The following is a 17,616-nucleotide window of genomic DNA, read 5'->3' on the forward strand; positions in this document are numbered from 1 at the left end:
CATGGCGACAACCCGTCAGAAAGCCGGAGGCCTCGGCCTCCTCCACCTCGCCGTCTTCGGAGGCTACGCGGGCCAGCAGATCCTGACCCCGATCCTGCCTCCGCTGGCGCGGGAACTGTCCATCAGCGAGTTCCAGTACGGCATGGTGATGAGTGCCTCCGCCGCCGTGGTGGCGCTCGTCAGCCCCCTGTGGGGCCGTCGCGCCGACGCGTGGGGCCGCAAACCTCTCATGGTCGTGGCCCTGTTCGGCGCGGCCCTCGGTCTCGCGGCCTTCGCCGTCTTCGCCCACCTGGGGCTGCGCGGGGTACTGGGCGCCACGACCGTCTTCGCGCTGCTCCTCCTGGCACGCGGCATCCTCTTCGGTGGATCCCTCGCGGCCCTGCCGGTCGCGGCGCAGGCCTACGTCGCCGACACCACCGTGGAGGAGGGGGAACGCGTCAAGGGAATCGCTCGCGTCGGTGCCGCCATCGGCCTCGCGCTCGTCCTCGGACCGGGGCTCGGCGGACTCCTGGGCGACCTGGGCATGCTCCCGGCCCTCTACACCGCGCCCGCGCTGATCGCTCTCGTCGGCGTCGTGGTCTGGGTATGGCTGCCGGCAGAGGAACGGCGCACCGACCGCAAGGCGGCACCGGGGCGCCTGAGCCCCCTGGACTCGCGCATCCGCCGGTTCCTGCTGTCCGGTGCGGTCATCTACCTCTCCACCAGCCTGCTCCAGTCCAGCATCGGGTTCCTGCTGATGGACCGGCTCGACCTCACCGCCGCGCGGACGGTGGAGCTGTCCGGCTTCGTGCTCCTGGCCGGCGGCCTGCCGATGCTCCTCGTCCAGGGCGTGGTCATCCCCAAGCTCGCGTGGCGTCCGCAGCGCCTCCTGCGCGTGGGCGTGCCGCTGACCGCGGCCGCCTTCGTCGCCATCTGCCTCGCCGACTCGCTGGCCGTCTTCCTGGCCGCCGTCACCCTGTCCGGGCTCGGCCACAGCCTCGCCATCCCCGGCTACAACTCGGCGATGAGCCTCGGTGTCGGACCCGACGAACAGGGCAGCGCGGCCGGACTCAGCGCGTCCGTCAACGCCCTCACCCTGGTGCTCGGCCCGCTCGCGGCGACCAGCCTCTACCAAGTCGATCCCGCGCTGCCGTTCGCGGTCGGGGCGATCGTGCTGGCCGCCCTGCTCGTGCTCCTCGCCCGCCGGACGGCCGTGTCCGGCGCGGTTCCGCACGAAGAGGAACCGGCCCCCGCCTCCAGTACCCCGCACTGACGGCGCGGGGGCCGCCCGCCCGTCCCCGCCCTGCCTGCGCGTACGCACCCGGCATCCACCCGGCGCGTACGCCCGATTCGCCACGCCCGCAGCGTGCGCGGTCCGTACGTGGGCCCGCAGCCGCAACCGTCTTCGTACGAGGTCCGCGGCTGGAGCCGACGAGCGCATGAGCCGCGGCCGCGGTCCTCCGCGAGCAGGGGCCCCGCACCTGTCCGAGCACGCCCTTGCGGGGACCCTGACGGGCCCCGCCCGCCCCGAAACCCGCGACGCCCCAAGAGGCCACCCCACCGGAGACACACATGTCCGCACCGCCCGTACCCCCCGTCCTGCGTGAGCACGCACCGCACCCCACCCTGCCCGAGGAAGGACTCCGCCGTGAACTCGGCCGGTGGAGCCTGACCGCCATCGCCTTCGGCGGCATGATCGGGTCGGGCTGGCTCTTCAGCGCCTACTACGCGGCGCAGACGGCGGGCCCCGCCGCGCTCCTGTCCTGGCCCCTCGCGGGCGCCGCGATGATGCTCGTCGGCCTCGTCCTCGTGCAGCTCGGCGCGACCCGCCCCCGGGCCGGAGGCATGGTCCGCTGGCCCCTGGAGGCCAACGGCGCCCTGGTCGGGACGTCCATAGGCTGGGCCGTCCTCCTCTCCGTCGCCAGCGCCCTCGCCGCCGAGGCGTCGGCCATCGCTCAGTACGCCGGTCATTACGTCCCCGGCCTGTACCGGGACGGACGGCTCACGCCGCGCGGCATCGGCGCGGCCGTCGCGCTCCTGGCGGCGCTCGCCCTCCTCAACTGGTTCGGCGTCCGGCTGTTCGCCCGGGTCACCACGGCCCTCACCGTCTTCAAGTTCGGCGTCCCGCTGATCACCATCGCCGTCCTGGTCGCCGCGGGCTTCGACTCGGACACCATCGAGGCGGGCGGCGGCTTCGCCCCGTACGGCTGGTCGGCGCCGCTCGCCGCCGTCGCCGGCGCGGGCATCATCTACACGTTCAACGGCTTCGCGGCACCCATCGAGCTGTCCGCCGAGGCCCGCGACCCGCGCCGCGACCTGCCCCGTGCCGTCGTCACGGCCATCGTCCTGGCGATCGTGCTCTACACCGTCCTCCAACTGGTCTTCCTGGTCACGGTCCCGTCCGACTGGCTGGCGGGCGGCTGGCACGGACTGAACTTCGACTCGCCCTTCGGCCAGCTCGCGCTGGCCCTCAACATCGGCTGGCTCGCGACCCTGATCTACGCGGACGCCGTCCTCTCGCCGACCGGTGCCGCCGGAATCTTCGTCGCTTCCGGCAGCCGCGAGACGTACGCGGCCGCACGCAACGGCGTCCTGCCGTCCTTCTTCGCCTCCGTGCACCCCGCATCCGGCGTCCCCAGGCGGACCCTGCTCGCCAACTTCGTCCTCGCCACGGTCTTCCTCGTCCCCTTCCGCGGCTGGCAGGAGATCATCGGCGTCGTCGGGGTGCTCTCCCTGCTGACCTACGCAGCCTGCTCCGTGGCCGTCAGCACCTTCCGCGCGACGGACCACCAGGCGCGCACCTGGCGGATGCGGGGCATGGGCTGGATCGCGCCCGCCGGGTTCGTCGTGTCCACGGAGCTGGTCCACTGGGCGGGCTGGCACCACCTGCGTGCGGCGATCCCCCTGATGCTGGCCGCCCTGGTCCTCTTCGCCGTCCGGTACCGACAGGATCGTGACGAGCTGATCGCCGAACTCCGTTCCGGAGCCTGGTTCCTGGGCTACCTGCTGTTGCTCTTCGTCGCAGCGGCCGTGGGGTCCACCGGCGGCTCCGGGCAGGTGCCCGCTCCCTGGGACTCCGTCGCGGTGGGCGCCGCGGCACTGCTCGTCCACCGATGGGGCGTCCGCTCCGGCGCCCGCCGTGCCCTGGCCTGACCGGCCCGACCAACCCGACTCGGAGGCTTTCCATGACACGCACCGTGGTAGTGAGCGGCGGCGGCACCGGCATCGGCCGCGCGGTGTGTGCGGCGTTCGCCGCCGAGGGCGCCCGGATCATCGCCGTCGGACGACGGGAGGACGTGCTGACCCGTACGGCGAAGGAGCTCACCGAACGGCACACGGCCCAGGGCGGGCAGGTACGGGCGCTGCCCGCCGACCTCACGATCCCAGAGGAGGCCGACCGCGTACGGGATGAACTGCGCGCCACGTACGGGACGGTGGACGTCCTGGTGAACGCGGCCGGCGGCAACGTCCTGATCGGCGCCCCGGACGGAGCCGACGAGGGCACGGCGGGAGCGGCCTGGCACTGGTCGGAGAACTTCCGCGTCAACGTCCTGACCGCCGTCCTGCTCACCGAGGCACTCCGACCGGTGATCGCCTCTCCCGGCGGCAGGATCGTGATGATCAGCTCGATCGCCGCGTACCGCGGCTCGGGCGCCGGCTCGTACGCGGGTGCCAAGGCGGCGTTGCATCCCTACGTCTACGACCTGGCCGCCGCGCTCGGACCGCGGGGCGTGACCGTGAACGCGGTGGCGCCCGGCTACATCGCGGAGACGGAGTTCTTCGGCGCCCAGGGCCACGCCGGCGCCCGCCACGACCTGCTGGTGAGCCAGACACACACCGGCCGGGCGGGCGTCCCCGCGGACGTCGCGAGCACGGTGCAGTGGCTCTGCTCCCCGTCCGCGTCCCAGGTCACGGCACAGATCGTCCAGGTCAACGGCGGCGCCGAACGAGGCCGTTGACCCACCTCGCGCATCTCCCGGGCGCCATCCGGCCGGAAGCGCGGCGATCGGTTCGCTCGTGGGCTCCACTGTCGTGGTCTCTCGGCGGTGTCACGCCATGGCGGCCTGGAACGCCTTCATGCAGGGAAAACAGTGCTTGTCCGTCGGCTCATGTCCGCTGGGCTCCTCCGGCTTCTCCAGACCGCACAGTGTGGAGGTCTCGCCAGTCGCCAAGACGTGCCACACCGGTTTACCTGAGGGGTCGGGCCCCCACCACATTTCGTGCATCGTCAGCTCCCCGGTCGGCGTGCAGGACGCTTCCATACGAGCACGGCCGAGGCAGGCAAGCCCCCTGTGACGACCAAGCGGGTGACACCGGCGGCCGGCATCACGCGACCGCACGAAGCGGACCCGGCGGCCTGAACCAGGCGGTGACGCCCCGGCGGCCGGTGTGGGCCGTCGGGGCGTCGGGGGCCCTGAAGGAAGCGTTCTCGCGGCCTGGTCGCCGCTGAGGGTGCGGCTCAGCCGCCGAAGGTGACGACCAGGCGACCGTCCGAGGCGTACGACCAGTGCAGGGCTCCGGCGTACGAGGAGCAGCGGGAGCCGTTCGTGCCGGACCAGAACTGGTTGGTGCCGTCGGCGGTGCCGATGATCCGGTCGTTGGTGCCACTGCCGCTGCGGCAGGAGGTGTTGTTGGTGAACACCGAGGTGCCGGCGTCGAAGTTGAAGTTGCGCTGGGCGTTGTCGATGCTGATGTTGTCCGACACCTTCATGGAGCCGGGGTTGCTGTTGTAGGTGAAGCCGTGCTTGCCGTTGTGGTAGGCGATGCTGCGCCGGACGATGTGGTTGACCGCGATGTCCTCGCCGCCGAGCTTGTAACCGTTTCGGTCACCGTTCCCGGCCTGGGAGCCGTCGCTGAGGGTGCCGTTGTCGTAGGCGAGCGAGTCCTCGATGGTCACCGGGCCGATCGGGCCGGTGTCCGTCTTGGTGTAGAGGTCCCAGCCGTCGTCGATGTTGTTGTGGGAGACGGCGTACCGGAAGACGTTTCCGGGGCCGGTGGTGAGCTTGGCGGCGAAGCCGTCGGCGTCCTCACCGTCGGAGTCGGCGTTGTCGTGCGACTCCGCGCTCAGGATGAGGTTGTTCGACGGCCACTGGCTGCTGGGGGTGGTGGACAGCATGCGCGAGAGCTGGAGGCCGGTGTCGCGGTTGAAGCGCGTCACCGTGCGCTCGAAGATGTTGTTGCTGCCGCCGACGAAGATCCCGTTGTCCCCGGCGCGCTCGACGACGACTCCCTTGACGTGCCAGTACGACCCGTTGACGGCGAGGCCGCGGTTGGCGGGGTCCTCGGCCTGGGCCGAGAAGTTCAGGACCGGTGTCTCGCCGGGGTAGGCGAACAGTTCGGTGCGGTCGGCGGCGGTGCCGTTGTTGCCCGCCGGGATGGTGACCGTCTGCGCGTGGTTGTACGTCCCGCCGCGCAGGTAGATGGTGCCGCCGGAGGTGATGCGGCTGATCGCGGAGGTGAGCGTGGTGGGCGCCGCCTGGGTGCCGGCCGCGCCGTCGGTGCCGTTCGGTGCCACGTAGAGGGCGGTCGCCGAGGGCGGCGGGGTGGTGGTGCCGCCCACTTCCGCGTCGAGATAGTCGATGTTGGGCAGTCCGGCGGCGGCGGTGGGGCTGAGCCGGACGGTGTTGCTGCCCGAACTGACCGGCACGGACAGCGTCTTCGTCGACCAGGTGCCCCAGGCGCCGGTGCTCTCGAACGACACGGAGGTGGCCGAGGCGCCGTTCACCGTGAGGGTCGCGGGGCGGGCCGCGGTGCTCCCGTTGGCGAAGCGGATGCTCAGTGTCGCCGTCCCGGCGGTGGAGGCGTTCACGGTGAGCTGGGCGTAGGCGCCCACCGCGTTGGTGGCGTTGCAGAATCCGCTGCCGGAGTAGCCGGCCCAGTCGGAGTCGATGGTGCCGGTGCAGACGGCCGGGGAACTCTCGGCCTCGTAGCGGGTGGACGCTGCCTGCGCCGTGTTGCCGGACAACGCGACGAGTGTGCCGGCCAGCAGGCCGACGCACGCGATGACGGGGCTCCGTTGCATCGTTCTCTCTCCAGGTGGTTGCGGCTCGTCCGACGGGGGGTTGCTGACCCCTTTTCTCTGCGGCGGGCCCAATGCGACCATACGGCTGGTTCGACAACGTGAACATGGCTGACAATCGGGCGGTGCGCGCAGAGGACCAAAGCGCTCTGTCTGTCTGGAAGGTAAGCGCTTGCCATGGCCGCGTCAACGGTCGTGCATGTGATTGGTGTTCAGCGACATGAACGCGAAAGGATGGCTACGACAGGTGCTGGCGGTGCTCGGCAGCCATGCCGTGGTGGTCACCAGCGGCCTCCACGTCTACCGCACGGCTCGCCCGCCGCGTCGGCGTGCCCGTGCACGTTGTGGGCGCGCCGACCTCGCCCCCTCCTGGCCGGCCGCGACACGCAGTTTCTCGGCGGCCACGAGCCGCCTGGGGCAAAGGAGTTGTTGTTGTACCCCGCCAGGGTGTCCTGTCCTGTCCGCACTCGGTCAGGTTGCCGCCGTAGAGCGGGTCGATGACCCGCAGATGTGCGAAGAACGGGCGTCGGCCTGCCCCGCGAACGTCTTGCCCATGCCCTGGAGCGGACTGCCTGGTTTCGCCGCGCGCGGTGGTTCGGCAAGGAGGCCGGGCCCACACGCGAAGGCGCCACCCTCACACCGGGCTTGAGGAACTGGCTCCTGCCGTTCGTGGTGAGGGTGAGGTCGTGGACCTGGCGGAGTTCAAGTCCGGGTCGGTCGGCGATGTGACGGTCCCCTGGTTCGACCGCGACCGCGACCGGGGGCCGCGGCGGTGGCGACGTGCCCCGCGGCATGGCCTCGGGTCATGCCGGCCCGGGCTCCGCCGCCTTGGTGAGGGTCTCGTAGGCGAAGGCGGCGATTCCCGCCTGTAAGCGGGACTCCACCTCGAGTTTCGCCAGGATCTGCGCGACATGGGCCTTGGCGGTGCGCTCGGTGATGGCGAGCTGCGTCGAGATGGTCCGGTTCGACGCTCCTTTCGCCAGCAGGTGGAACACGTCCAGTTCACGCTCGGACAGCAGTGGGACACGGCGCACCACCGTGTCCCACGTGTGGTCGCGGTGCAGGACCAGGCGCTCCGTGGGTATGTGGGGCTTCCGGGCGGAAGAGCTGAGAGTGTCGGTGATGCGCATCGTGCTCGGGTACTCCTGCTTCAAGTACGGGGGCGGAGCGAGACGACGGCGGTCGGCCGGTCGCGGCTTGGCGGAATGCGCGGAAAAAGTCTCTCAGTTCACCCCCGGAAACCGGCAGCTTCTTTTGGCCGCTCTGTTCGACCGAATATCAGCCGACCCGGCAGGAGATTGGGTGAGGCGAAATTCGGAATACGCTTACCTGAACCATTGCGCGGGGTGAATCCCGGCGGGCAGCGTACTAGGGGCCGATATCGGCGGGCAATCCATGCTTCACTATGTGAGATGCATGGCCTTGGCGGGCCGCAAAGGTCTGCGAAAAGACGTTTGTCGCGTTGTGTGTGCGGTACGAAATATTCCGGCTGTGCAGGCGCCTTCCGTCATTTTCCGGCCGCTGTTTTCCGGTCAGTGCATCCCGGCGAGACGGAGCAGGGCGGCCGTGCCGGCGGCGGCGAGCACGACGAGGAGGAAAGGTGCCCCGCGCCAGGCGAGTACGCCGCCCACCGCCACACCGATCGGGCGGGCCAGGCCCGCGAACCCGTGTCCCTCGGTGAGTGCGGCCGTGGCCGTCAGGGCCGCGAGCAGAACGACGGCGGAGGCCTCCAGCAGTTTCTCCGCCCGCTGGGGGAAGGTGATCCGGGCCCGCAGGGCCGGGCCGGCGAGCCGGAGCAGGAACGTGCCCCCCGCGAGCGCCAGCATCGCGAGGAGCGCTGGAACGGTGTTCTTCATCGGTCGGCTCCTTGGTCGGCTGCTTTCGTCGCCGCGCTGACGGTGAACAGCGGCAGGGCGGCCAGGGCGACCAGGACCGGGAGCCCGGCCGGCAGGAAGGCGGTGGACGCCAGCGCCAGGGCCACGCCGGCCAGGGAGGTCCGCCGCAACTCGCGTTGTTTCAGGGCAGGCAGGATCAGTGCCAGGATCACTGCGGGGAACATGGCGTCCAGGCCGAGGGCGTCGGTGTCGGGGACGACGCTTCCCAGTAGGGCGCCCAGCGCGGCCCCGGTCGGCCAGCAGATCAGGATGCCGAGCCCGCATGCCCAGTACGCGGCCCGTTTGCGCGGGAGTCCGTCCTGGGTGATGGCGAAGACGACCGTCTCGTCGTTCATCAGGTGTGTGCCGAACAGCCTCTTCCAGCCGCGGCCGAGGACGTCGGGAACGGCCAGGCCGAACGGCACGTGCCGGGCGTTGACCAGGAGACCGGCCAGCAGGGCGGCGACCGGACTGCCGCCGGCGGCGATGATTCCGACGAACAGGAACTCGGAGGATGCGGCGAGGACGAGTGCGCCCATGAGGACCGGGAACCACCAGGCGAAGCCCGAGGTGACCGCGATGGCGCCGTACGACACGCCGATGACACCCACCGCGAGGCAGACGAGCGAGATGTCACGCCATTGGGTACGGTCGAGGGTTCTCCATAACGAACGCATGATGTTTATAATGAACGTCCGCGACGGTGTTCGTCAAGGCGAACGATTGACCATTGGAGCGAACGACTCGTGTCCGAAGCCGACCTCGTGCTCAAGCCGCCCCTCGACGTGATCGCCGCCTCCCTGCGCGCGGAGCGCGTCCGGGCCGGACTCTCCCTCACGGAGGTGTCGCGCCGTGCCGGGCTCGCCAAGTCCACGCTCTCCCAGCTCGAATCGGGCGCGGGCAACCCCAGCCTGGAGACCCTCTGGGCGCTCTGCGTCGTCCTGGAGATCCCCTTCTCCCGGCTGCTGGGCGCCACCTCCCGGCCCCCGGTCCAAGTGATCCGGGCAGGCCAGGGCCCGGCCGTGATCTCGGCCGAGGCCCACTACCGGGCAACCCTGCTGGCCGCGTCCCCGCCCGGCGCCCGCCGGGACGTCTACCGCATCGCCGCCGAGCCCGGTCCGCAGCGTTCTTCCGCGCCGCACACGCCGGGCGTGGTGGAACACGTGGTGATCGGCACGGGCCGGGCGCTGGTCGGGACCGCGCAGGAACCGGTGGAACTCCTGCCGGGCGACTACATCAGCTACCCGGCCGACGTCCCGCACGTCTTCCAGGCGCTGGAGAGCGGCACCACCGCGGTACTGGTCTCCGAGCACCCGTGATCCGGGCCGCGGCGCGGGCGCGGGGCCGTACGGCGGGCTCAGTGCCCCATGCCGAGGCCGCCGTCGACCGGGATGACGGCCCCGGTGACGTAGCCGGCTTCCGCTGAGGCGAGGAAGCGCACGGCGGCGGCGACCTCCTCCGGCTCCGCGCTGCGCGCCAGCGGCACCCTGCCGAGGAACGCGGCGCGCTGCTTCTCGCTCAGCGCCCTGGTCATGTCCGTCTCCACGAAACCGGGCGCCACCAGATTGCATGTGATTCCGCGCGAGCCCAGTTCCCGGGCGATCGAGCGGGCGAAGCCGACCAGAGCGGCCTTGGACGCCGCGTAGTTGGCCTGCCCCGCCGCGCCGAGCAGGCCCACCACGGAGGAGATCAGGACGATGCGGCCCCGGCGGGCAGCCACCATGTCGGCGGCGGCGTGCCTGACGATCCGGAACGCCCCCATCACGTTGGTCTCCAGGACCGCGGCGAAGTCCTCTTCGGTCATCCGCAGGACCAACTGGTCCCGCGTGATGCCCGCGTTGGCCACGAGCACCTCGACCGGGCCGTGCGCCTCCTCCACCTCCAGGTAGGCCTTCTCGACCTGCGCGGAGTCGGTGACGTCGCACCGTACGGCGAGGCAGCCGAGCCGCAGCGCGGCCTCCGGCGGCTCACCGGAGCGGTAGGTCAGCGCGACCTTGTCGCCTGCTTCGGCGAACGCGAGGGCAACAGCGAGGCCGATGCCCCGGTTTCCTCCGGTGACCAGGACGGAACGGCTCATCGGTTCAGCGCACCTTTGTTCGGATCATCTCTGACGTGTCGGGTAAGCGGTCGGATCGGGCCGTGGTTCAGGCGATCTTGTGGACCCAGCCGAACGGGTCGGGCCGCTCACCGGACTGGATCCCGGACAGCTCCGCACGCAGCCGCACGGTGACCGGGCCGGGCTCGCCACCGCCGATCGTCCAACCGCCGTCCTTGCCCTTGACCTCGCCGACCGGGGTGATCATGGAGGAGGTGCCGCAGGAGAACACCTCGGTCAGCCGGCCCGACTCGGCGTCGGCACGCCAGTCCGCCACGCTGATGCGCCCCTCCTCGGCCGTGTAGCCCAGTTCGCCGGCCAGCGCGAGGACGGAGTCCCGAGTGACGCCGGACAGCAGCGAGCCGGACAGCTCCGGGGTGACCAGCCGGTCCCCGTAGACGAAGAACATGTTGCTGGTCCCCATCTCCTCGACCCGGCGGTGCTCGGCGGAGTCCAGCCAGACCACCTGGTCGCAGCCCATCTCGCGGGCCTGCGCCTGGGCGACCAGGGTTCCGGCGTAGTTGCCGCCGCACTTGGCCTCGCCGGTGCCGCCGGGGGCGGCGCGGGTGTAGTCCTCGCAGAGCCAGACCGTCAGCGGTCTGGCGCCGGCCTGGAAATACGCGGCGGCCGGAGAGGCGATCACCATGAAACGGTAGGCGCCGGACGGGCCGTAGAAACCGATCGTGGGCTGTGTGGCGATCATGAAGGGGCGCAGGTAGAGGCTGTGGCCCGGCTGCTCGGGCACCCATTCCCGGTCGGTGGTGACCAGGAGTTCCAGGGCTTCGACGAAGGTCGCCTCGGGCAGCGGCGGCATGGCCATGCGCGCGCAGGAGCGGTTCAGGCGTGCGGCGTTGGCGTACGGGCGGAAGGTGACCACCGATCCGTCGGGGCGCCGGTAGGCCTTGAGGCCCTCGAAGACCTCTTGGCCGTAGTGGAACACCTGGGCGGAGGGATCGAGGACGAGCGGTGCGTACGGCGTGAGCCGGGCGTCGTACCAGCCGCGCTCCACGTCCCAGTCGATGCTGATCATGTGGTCGCTGAACACGTCGCCGAACGCGGGTGCCTCCAGTACCCGGGCGCGCTCCGCGTCGGCGAGTCGCTCGGCCGGCTCGGTGGTGAAGGTGATGGTCATGAGAACGCTCCAGGGCGGTGGAAGTGGCCGGTCACAGGGGGGTGTTGGCGTGCTTGCGGGACGGCTGCTCGTACTGCTTGGTCCGCAGCATCCAGAAGGCACGGATGAGCGTCGCGCGGGTCCCGGCGGGGTCGATCACGTCGTCGACGAGGCCGCGTTCGGCCGCGTAGTAGGGGTGCATCAGCTCGGCCCTGTAGTCCTTGACCATCGCGGCCCGCGTTGCCTGCGGATCGTCGGCCTCGGCGATCTGCCGCCGGAAGATGACATTGGCGGCTCCCTCGGCGCCCATCACGGCGATCTCGTTGGTGGGCCAGGCGTAGGAGAGGTCGCAGCCGATGGACCGGGAGTCCATGACGATGTACGCGCCGCCGTAGGCCTTGCGCAGGATCACCTGCACGCGGGGGACGGTGGCCTCGCAGTAGGCATACAGCAGCTTGGCGCCGTGCCGGATGACCCCGCCGTGCTCCTGGCCCACGCCGGGCATGAAGCCGGGTACGTCGACCAGGGTCAGCAGGGGGATGCTGAAGGCGTCGCACATCCGGACGAAGCGGGCGGCCTTCTCGCTCGCGCGGATGTCCAGGACGCCGGCCAGGACGACGGGCTGGTTGGCGACGATGCCCACGACCTGCCCGCCGAGCCGGGCCAGCCCGCAAAGGATGTTGGGCGCCCAGCCCTCGTGGACCTCCATGAAGTCCCCGTGGTCGACGAGTTCCCCGATCACGCGACGCATGTCGTACGGGAGCTTGCCCTCGGTCGGCACGAGCGTCAGCAGGGCCTCGCTGCGCCGTTCCACCGGGTCCGACTGCGCGGCGCCAGGCGGTGGTTCGGCGTTGCTGGAGGGGAGCAGCGAGAGCAGGTAGCGCACCTCGGCCAGGCAGCTCGGTTCGTCGTCGTAGACGAAGTGGGCCACCCCGGACAGTTCCGCGTGCACGTCGGCGCCGCCGAGGCCGTTCTGGCTGACCTCTTCCCCGGTGACCGCCCTGACCACGTCCGGTCCCGTGATGAACATCTGGGAGGTGCCCCGGACCATGAACACGAAGTCGGTCAGGGCGGGGGAGTAGGCGGCGCCGCCCGCGCACGGGCCGAGCATCACCGAGATCTGCGGGATGACGCCCGAGGCCCGTACGTTGCGCTGGAAGATCCCGCCATACCCGGCCAGCGCAGAGACGCCCTCCTGGATACGGGCGCCCGCGCCGTCGTTCAGGGACACCAGGGGCGCCCCGGCCGAGATGGCCATGTCCATGATCTTGTGGATCTTGCCGGCGTGCGCCTCGCCGAGCGCCCCGCCGAAGATCCGGAAGTCGTGTGCGTAGACGAAGACGGTGCGGCCCTCCACCGTGCCCCAGCCGGTGATCACGCCGTCCGTGTGCGGCCTTCGGTCCTCCATGCCGAAGCCGACCGAGCGGTGCCGGCGCAACTGCTCGACCTCGTTGAACGAGCCGGGGTCCAGGAGCAGGTCGATCCGCTCCCGTGCGGTCAGCTTGCCCTTCGCGTGCTGGGCCGCGGTGGCCCGCTCGCCGGGCCCGCGACGGGCCAGCTCCTTGATGGCGTGCAGCTCGGCCAGTCGCCCGTGGGCGTCGGGGGCCGGAGCCGGCGTCTTCGCCTGGGCGGTCTTCTGCGGGGCGGGCATCTCTTGTCGTTCCCCTTCCAGAGCCGGTACGGCAATGTGTGCGGTGACGGGTCAGACCGCCGCTGACCCGCGGGCGACCGGTGGGCGCGGTACCGGCCGCCGGCGAACTCCCGGCGCGGGGCCGCACGGCGACGCCGCCCGGGCCGGGCGCGGGGTGAACGGCGGCCGGTTCTTGAAGGAGCCCCGGGCCGCGATCCGGCGGGCGAGGCCCCGGGTCACCCCGCCTCCCGGCGGCCGGCCGGCGCGGCGGGCCGGACGGCCGGGCGGCAGCGCTGGCGGTGCGCGCCCAGACCCGCGACCTCGGCCTCGACCAGATCGCCGGACCGCAGGTAGGGGTGGTCGGGACGGCCGAGCGCGACCCCGCCCGGGGAGCCGGTGAGGATGACGTCCCCGGGGTGGAGCACCATGAACTGGCTGAGGTACCAGACCAGGTGGGCCACGTCGAAGACCATGTCGGCGGTGGAGGCGTGCTGCATGACCCGGCCGTTGACCGTGCAGGTCAGCCGCAGGTCCTGCGGGTCGGGCACCTCGTCTGGTGTGACCAGGAAGGGGCCCAGCGGGCTGAAGGACTCGAAGGACTTGCCCTTGACCCACTGACCGCCGCGCTCCAGCAGCGCGCGCCGCTCGGACACGTCGTTGCCCGTGGCGAAGCCCGCGACGTGGGCCAAGGCGGCCGCCCGACCGGGAAGGTACTGGGCCCGCCGCCCGATGACCATCGCCAGCTCGACCTCCCAGTCGGTCTTCTCGCCACCCGGGGGCAGCAGGAGGGGGTCATTCGGACCGACCAACGTCATCGGGGCCTTGCTGGAGACGATCGGCTCGTCCGGCAGCTCGAGACCGGCCTCGGCGGCGTGCGCGCGGTAGTTGAGGCCGATCGACAGCAGGTGCCCGCCCGGCCGGACGGGCGGACCGACCCGCTCGGCAGCCGGGTCCGCCACCGGCAGCGTGCCGGCCTCCCGCACCAGCCGGGCGTCCAACTCGCGCAGTACGTCCGGGTCCAGGCTCTCGCCCGTCCAGTCCGCGACCCAGGACGACAGGTCGCGGACCACGCCACCGGGGCCGACCGCGCACGGCCGTTCCCCACCCTGCGGGCCGATCCGGAGCAGGCGCATGTCAGCGCACCGGCCCGGTCTCTTCGAGGTACTTCTCGAAGAAACCGGTCTCCGCGTCCGTGAGCCGACGGGGGCGGCCCGCCCGGTAGTCGAACGGGGCCATCGTGGTGGAGGCGGTGGCGTAGACGAGGTCGCCGTCCCGCACCGCGTAGTCCACGGTCACCGTCGCCGACTGGAGGTCCGAGACCCACATCTCGATGTCGACCGGCTCGTGTCGGTGGACGAGCTGACGCCGGTAGCGGATCTGGTGGGAGACGACCACCGAGCCGTCCCGGAAGAACGCGTCACCCTCGGTCGGGGCCATCCGGAAGATGAAGTCGACCCGCGCCTCCTCCAGATAGCGCACGAAGGAGACGTTGTTGACGATGCCGTAGATGTCCATGTCCGACCAGCGGATCGGGCAGGGATAGGTGTGCCGTGTCATGGTCATCGGTTCCCGGTGGTCGGCTGGGCGTCGGCGGGACCGAACGCTCCGGTCCGGTGCTGGAAGGCGGACACGTAGTCGTCGGCCGCGATCGGGGCGCGCAGCAGTTCGGGCGACAGGTTGAAACCGCCGATGAGCGTCTCCGCGTACGGCCGGATCAGGTCGCACAAGGCGTCCAGGGCCTGCGGCAGCTCCTCGACCTGGCCGGCCGTGAACACCCCGCGGGCGAGGTACCAGCCCGCGTCCCGCTGCACCTCGGTGAGCGCGTACAACGAGGAGAGCAGGCGGAGCGCGGTTCGTGCCTCCTCGTTCTCGGTGCCCTCGGCTGCTTCGGTGAAGCACTCCAGGGCCGTACGCACACCCCGCACCCGGGCCATGGCCAGCCCGGTGTTCATCGTGTCGTTCCAGGCCTCGAAATAGGTACGCTCACGGGCCTCGTCCGCCATGGCGGCACGGGCGGCCCCGAGCAGTTCCCGCTCCCGGTGGCGCAGCGCTGCCAGCAGGAACGCCGTATCGCGCAGGTCGCGCCCGGCGGGGTCGTCGGGTGTCTCGGGCGGCGCCGCGTCATCGGCCTGGCCCTGGGCGATGATCTGGCCGGCCGTGGTGGCGAGCAGGACCTGGTTGTCGCCCTCAGCGGTCACCAGGCCCTGAAGCAGTGAGCCGTAGTCCGCGATCCGGTTGACGCTGAAAATTCCCTGGGCCCCGCAGCGCTCCCGGCAGACCGCGATGACTTCGGTCATCTCCCAGGTGGAGAGGGCCTTGGTGATCGAGATCAGGTGGTTGAGCTCGGCCGGCACGGCAGCCGGAGCCGCCACGAACTCCCGCTTGGCGTGATTGAGCAGCAGGGTCATCGCGTAGACCTTGGAGAGAGCGGTGAAGAGCGCCAGCTGGTGGCTCCGGTACTCGATCACCGGAAGGTCGTTGCGGCCGGGGGCGTTCGTGAGGCGCTGCGCCGCGAAGCGCAGCGCGATGTACACGCCGGCCCGGCCCGCGCCCACCGCCGAGCTGGAGACGCACAGGCGCCCGGGCAGGATCCGGCTCATGGCGCGCAGGAACCGCTTGCGCTGGTTGCCCGGGGTGGGGCGGAAGGTGCCGTTCTCGTCGAAGCCGCCCATGTCGCCGTGGAGCAGGTTGCGGCGGGGGACACGGACGTGGTCGAACCAGGTGACGCCGTTGTCCAGGCCCTGGACGGGCTTCTCCGGGCAGGGAGCCGCGTGGACCCCCTCGTGCAGGCGGATGCCGTCGCTGATCGGGACGAGGAAGGGGTAGACGCCGTGGTCCTTGCCGTCCGCCTTCAGCCGCGCCATGACGACGGCGAGCTTGGGGACGTCCTGGAACCCGCTGTAGGACATGTGCTTCTGGGCCAGCGCGTCCGGGGTGTTCAGGACGAAGGTCTGGGAGGCGGCGTCGTAGACCGCCTCGGTGCGCATGGCGGCCACGTTGTTGCCGTAGCCCAGCTCGGTGGCCATGTACGGGCTGAACGAGTCCAGCCGGTCCAGTTCGTCGACGAGATCCTTCAGTTCGGGCCGGTCGCCGTGCTCGACGACCGTGCCGAAGCTGAGGTTGTAGTGGACCATCAGGAGCGAGAACGTGGACACGTCGACCAGCGACGGCCACTCGGCCAGGGCGAACAGCCGCCAAGGGTTTCGCAGGATCTCCGCGGGCCGCTCCAGCCCGGCGTGCACCACCCGGGAGCGTTCGTAGGCGAGCTTGCCGGCCTCGTTCATCGTGAGGCCCTCACGGGGATCGAAGACCGGGTCGAGCAACAGTTCGCTGATGTCCTTGTGCGCCTGCTCGTACCTGCCGTCGAAGAGCAGCCTGGCCAGGTCGGCGGTGGCGACCGGGTTCATCTGGGAGGTCCTTTCACGATGCTGGTGCGGTTCACGAGGAGATCAGCAGGGCGGCGTTCTGGCCCCCGAACCCGAAGGAGTTGCTCAGGGCGATGTCCACCGGGCCGAGCCGTGGCGCGCCGTGCACGACATCGACGTCCACCCGCGGGTCGACCTCGGTGAGCGAGGCCGTCGGAGGGATCACGCCGTGATGCACCGCGAGCGCCGCGTACGCCGCCTCGATGGAACCCGCCGCGCCGAGCGGGTGCCCGGTGACCCCCTTGGTGGAGCTGACCTTGGCGTCCGAGCCGATCACCCGGCGGATCACCCCGGCCTCGATCACGTCGTTGAGGGGGGTGGAGGTGCCGTGTGCGTTGACGTAGTCCACGTCGCGGCCGGTCAGGCCCGCGTCGGCGAGCGCCGCCCGGACCGCCAGCTCCGCGCCCCTGCCCTCCGGATGCGGGGACGTCACGTGGTGGGCGTCGGCCGAGGCGCCGTACCCGATCACGCGGGCCAGGGTCTGGGCGCCGCGGGCCCGGGCGTGCTCCTCGGACTCCATGACCACGATCCCCGCGCCCTCGCCCAGTACGAACCCGTCGCGGGTCGCGTCGAAGGGGCGGGAGGCCGTCCTCGGGTCGTCCAGGCGCCTGGAAAGTGCCCGCATCCGGGCGAAGGAGGACACGTAGAGCGGGGTGATCGGAGCCTCGGCGCCGCCCGCGATCACGATGTCGGCCAGCCCGGACCTGAGCAGCTCCCGGCCGAGGCCGATCGCGCTGGCTCCGGCCGCGCACGCGGTGCATGGCGCCAAGCAGGGGCCGTTGGCCCCGATGTCGATGGCGACCTGCCCGGCCGCCATGTTCAGCAGCCCCATCGGCAGGGTCATCGGGGAGACTTCGTCGGGTCCTTCCTCGATCAGGATCCGGTGCTGCTCCTCCAGCGTCGCGGTGCCGCCGGCACCCGAACCGACGATGACGGCCACCCGTGCGCTGTCCGCCCACTCCCCGGCCACGAGACCGGCCTGGGCGAGGGCCTCGCGCGTCGCGGCGATGGCGAACTGGGAGTAGCGGTCGAACTGCCAGGCGCTGCGCAGCCCGAGCCGCCGGGGCGCGAAGTCGGGCACCCGGCAGGCCATGGTCACCGGCAGGCCGGCGAGGTCGTCGTGGTGGGCGGCGGTCGGCCGTCCGTCGACCACGCGCTCCCAGTTCTCCTTCACCCCGATGCCCGCGGGGGTGATCAGCCCGATACCGGTGACGGGAGCCGTGAAGCCGCTCATCAGACGGCGGCGGGCTTCTGCTCGATGAGGGTGATGATGTCCGAGACGGTCTCCACCTCGGAGAGTTCGGCGTCGGTGATGACGACGCCGAGGCGCTTCTTCAGCGCGGTCGCCAGCTCGATCTGGGACAGGGAGTCGAGACCGAGGTCGTCGAAGGTCGCTTCCGGCACGACACTTTCGGCGTCGAGGTCGAAGCGGGAGACGAAGACCTCGACGACGGATTCCTGGACGCTGCTCATGGTGTGTCTC

General features: G+C 71.1%; 16 protein-coding genes. 4 read left to right on the top strand and 12 right to left on the bottom strand.

Translation table 11 applies throughout. The features are described 5' to 3' along the window. Nucleotide 1: 1 nt before the first annotated feature. The 3 genes from ACWGIS_RS07860 (at nt 2) to ACWGIS_RS07870 (ending at nt 3,938) form a co-directional block, all read left to right on the top strand. Nucleotides 2–1,252: an MFS transporter gene (locus ACWGIS_RS07860; protein WP_453361511.1), complete on the top strand. Its 1,251-nt coding sequence runs from the start codon at nt 2–4 to the stop codon at nt 1,250–1,252. 299 nt (nt 1,253–1,551) lie between these two features. After that, nucleotides 1,552–3,132 carry an APC family permease gene (locus ACWGIS_RS07865; protein WP_453361512.1) on the top strand — a complete coding sequence of 527 codons (1,581 nt, stop codon included), beginning with the start codon at nt 1,552–1,554 and terminating at the stop codon, nt 3,130–3,132. Nucleotides 3,133–3,164: 32 nt separating this feature from the next. Beyond that, nucleotides 3,165–3,938 carry an SDR family NAD(P)-dependent oxidoreductase gene (locus ACWGIS_RS07870; protein WP_453361513.1) on the top strand — a complete coding sequence of 258 codons (774 nt, stop codon included), beginning with the start codon at nt 3,165–3,167 and terminating at the stop codon, nt 3,936–3,938. Between the two features lie 500 nt (nt 3,939–4,438). On the opposite strand, the gene ACWGIS_RS07875 is transcribed toward ACWGIS_RS07870, so the two are convergent. The 4 genes from ACWGIS_RS07875 to ACWGIS_RS07890 all read right to left on the bottom strand — a co-directional run bounded on the left by ACWGIS_RS07875 (nt 4,439) and on the right by ACWGIS_RS07890 (nt 8,549). Continuing rightward, nucleotides 4,439–6,001, bottom strand: coding sequence for a carbohydrate-binding protein (locus tag ACWGIS_RS07875; protein WP_453361514.1), 1,563 nt, complete (start codon nt 5,999–6,001; stop codon nt 4,439–4,441). Nucleotides 6,002–6,801: 800 nt separating this feature from the next. After that, nucleotides 6,802–7,128, bottom strand: a complete 327-nt coding sequence (locus ACWGIS_RS07880) for a LuxR C-terminal-related transcriptional regulator (protein ID WP_453361515.1) — start codon at nt 7,126–7,128, stop codon at nt 6,802–6,804. Nucleotides 7,129–7,530: 402 nt separating this feature from the next. Further along, nucleotides 7,531–7,854, bottom strand: coding sequence for an AzlD domain-containing protein (locus tag ACWGIS_RS07885; protein WP_453361516.1), 324 nt, complete (start codon nt 7,852–7,854; stop codon nt 7,531–7,533). Then, a complete protein-coding gene (locus ACWGIS_RS07890; protein ID WP_453361517.1) occupies nt 7,851–8,549 on the bottom strand; it encodes an AzlC family ABC transporter permease in 699 nt (232 codons plus the stop codon). The genes ACWGIS_RS07885 and ACWGIS_RS07890 overlap by 4 nt, the downstream gene beginning before the upstream one ends. Nucleotides 8,550–8,618: 69 nt before the next feature. Between ACWGIS_RS07890 and ACWGIS_RS07895 the strand changes: the two genes are divergently transcribed. Beyond that, a complete protein-coding gene (locus ACWGIS_RS07895) occupies nt 8,619–9,191 on the top strand; it encodes a helix-turn-helix domain-containing protein (RefSeq protein ID WP_453361518.1) in 573 nt (190 codons plus the stop codon). Nucleotides 9,192–9,229: 38 nt separating this feature from the next. On the opposite strand, the gene fabG is transcribed toward ACWGIS_RS07895, so the two are convergent. From fabG to ACWGIS_RS07935, 8 genes are all read right to left on the bottom strand, one after another. Beyond that, on the bottom strand, nt 9,230–9,949 hold the full coding sequence (fabG, locus tag ACWGIS_RS07900) for a 3-oxoacyl-ACP reductase FabG (RefSeq protein WP_453361519.1): 720 nt from the start codon (nt 9,947–9,949) through the stop codon (nt 9,230–9,232). A 67-nt stretch (nt 9,950–10,016) separates the two neighbouring features. After that, nucleotides 10,017–11,099 carry a branched-chain amino acid aminotransferase gene (locus ACWGIS_RS07905; RefSeq protein WP_453361520.1) on the bottom strand — a complete coding sequence of 361 codons (1,083 nt, stop codon included), beginning with the start codon at nt 11,097–11,099 and terminating at the stop codon, nt 10,017–10,019. A 31-nt stretch (nt 11,100–11,130) separates the two neighbouring features. Further along, nucleotides 11,131–12,729 (bottom strand): acyl-CoA carboxylase subunit beta, encoded by a 1,599-nt coding sequence (locus ACWGIS_RS07910; protein WP_453361521.1) that lies wholly within the window; start codon nt 12,727–12,729, stop codon nt 11,131–11,133. 215 nt (nt 12,730–12,944) lie between these two features. Beyond that, a complete protein-coding gene (locus ACWGIS_RS07915; protein WP_453361522.1) occupies nt 12,945–13,841 on the bottom strand; it encodes a fumarylacetoacetate hydrolase family protein in 897 nt (298 codons plus the stop codon). A gap of 1 nt (nt 13,842) precedes the next feature. Further along, nucleotides 13,843–14,265 (bottom strand): acyl-CoA thioesterase, encoded by a 423-nt coding sequence (locus ACWGIS_RS07920; RefSeq protein WP_453361606.1) that lies wholly within the window; start codon nt 14,263–14,265, stop codon nt 13,843–13,845. 2 nt (nt 14,266–14,267) lie between these two features. After that, a complete protein-coding gene (locus tag ACWGIS_RS07925) occupies nt 14,268–16,115 on the bottom strand; it encodes an acyl-CoA dehydrogenase family protein (protein WP_453361523.1) in 1,848 nt (615 codons plus the stop codon). 31 nt (nt 16,116–16,146) lie between these two features. Further along, nucleotides 16,147–17,367 (bottom strand): beta-ketoacyl-[acyl-carrier-protein] synthase family protein, encoded by a 1,221-nt coding sequence (locus ACWGIS_RS07930; protein ID WP_453361524.1) that lies wholly within the window; start codon nt 17,365–17,367, stop codon nt 16,147–16,149. Beyond that, entirely contained in the window at nt 17,367–17,606 is a 240-nt protein-coding gene (locus ACWGIS_RS07935; protein WP_453361525.1) for an acyl carrier protein, read from the bottom strand. The genes ACWGIS_RS07930 and ACWGIS_RS07935 overlap by 1 nt, the downstream gene beginning before the upstream one ends. Nucleotides 17,607–17,616 lie beyond the last annotated feature (10 nt).

The sequence above is a fragment of the Streptomyces sp. NPDC054842 genome (assembly GCF_053611025.1).

Coding starts and splice junctions, on each gene's coding strand:
- ACWGIS_RS07860 (WP_453361511.1), top strand. CDS start 2: ATGGCGACAACCCGTCAGAAAGCCGGAGGCCTCGGCCTCCTCCACCTC.
- ACWGIS_RS07865 (WP_453361512.1), top strand. CDS start 1,552: ATGTCCGCACCGCCCGTACCCCCCGTCCTGCGTGAGCACGCACCGCAC.
- ACWGIS_RS07870 (WP_453361513.1), top strand. CDS start 3,165: ATGACACGCACCGTGGTAGTGAGCGGCGGCGGCACCGGCATCGGCCGC.
- ACWGIS_RS07875 (WP_453361514.1), bottom strand. CDS start 6,001: ATGCAACGGAGCCCCGTCATCGCGTGCGTCGGCCTGCTGGCCGGCACA.
- ACWGIS_RS07880 (WP_453361515.1), bottom strand. CDS start 7,128: ATGCGCATCACCGACACTCTCAGCTCTTCCGCCCGGAAGCCCCACATA.
- ACWGIS_RS07885 (WP_453361516.1), bottom strand. CDS start 7,854: ATGAAGAACACCGTTCCAGCGCTCCTCGCGATGCTGGCGCTCGCGGGG.
- ACWGIS_RS07890 (WP_453361517.1), bottom strand. CDS start 8,549: ATGCGTTCGTTATGGAGAACCCTCGACCGTACCCAATGGCGTGACATC.
- fabG (WP_453361519.1), bottom strand. CDS start 9,949: ATGAGCCGTTCCGTCCTGGTCACCGGAGGAAACCGGGGCATCGGCCTC.
- ACWGIS_RS07905 (WP_453361520.1), bottom strand. CDS start 11,099: ATGACCATCACCTTCACCACCGAGCCGGCCGAGCGACTCGCCGACGCG.
- ACWGIS_RS07910 (WP_453361521.1), bottom strand. CDS start 12,729: ATGCCCGCCCCGCAGAAGACCGCCCAGGCGAAGACGCCGGCTCCGGCC.
- ACWGIS_RS07915 (WP_453361522.1), bottom strand. CDS start 13,841: ATGCGCCTGCTCCGGATCGGCCCGCAGGGTGGGGAACGGCCGTGCGCG.
- ACWGIS_RS07920 (WP_453361606.1), bottom strand. CDS start 14,265: ATGACACGGCACACCTATCCCTGCCCGATCCGCTGGTCGGACATGGAC.
- ACWGIS_RS07925 (WP_453361523.1), bottom strand. CDS start 16,115: ATGAACCCGGTCGCCACCGCCGACCTGGCCAGGCTGCTCTTCGACGGC.
- ACWGIS_RS07930 (WP_453361524.1), bottom strand. CDS start 17,367: ATGAGCGGCTTCACGGCTCCCGTCACCGGTATCGGGCTGATCACCCCC.
- ACWGIS_RS07935 (WP_453361525.1), bottom strand. CDS start 17,606: ATGAGCAGCGTCCAGGAATCCGTCGTCGAGGTCTTCGTCTCCCGCTTC.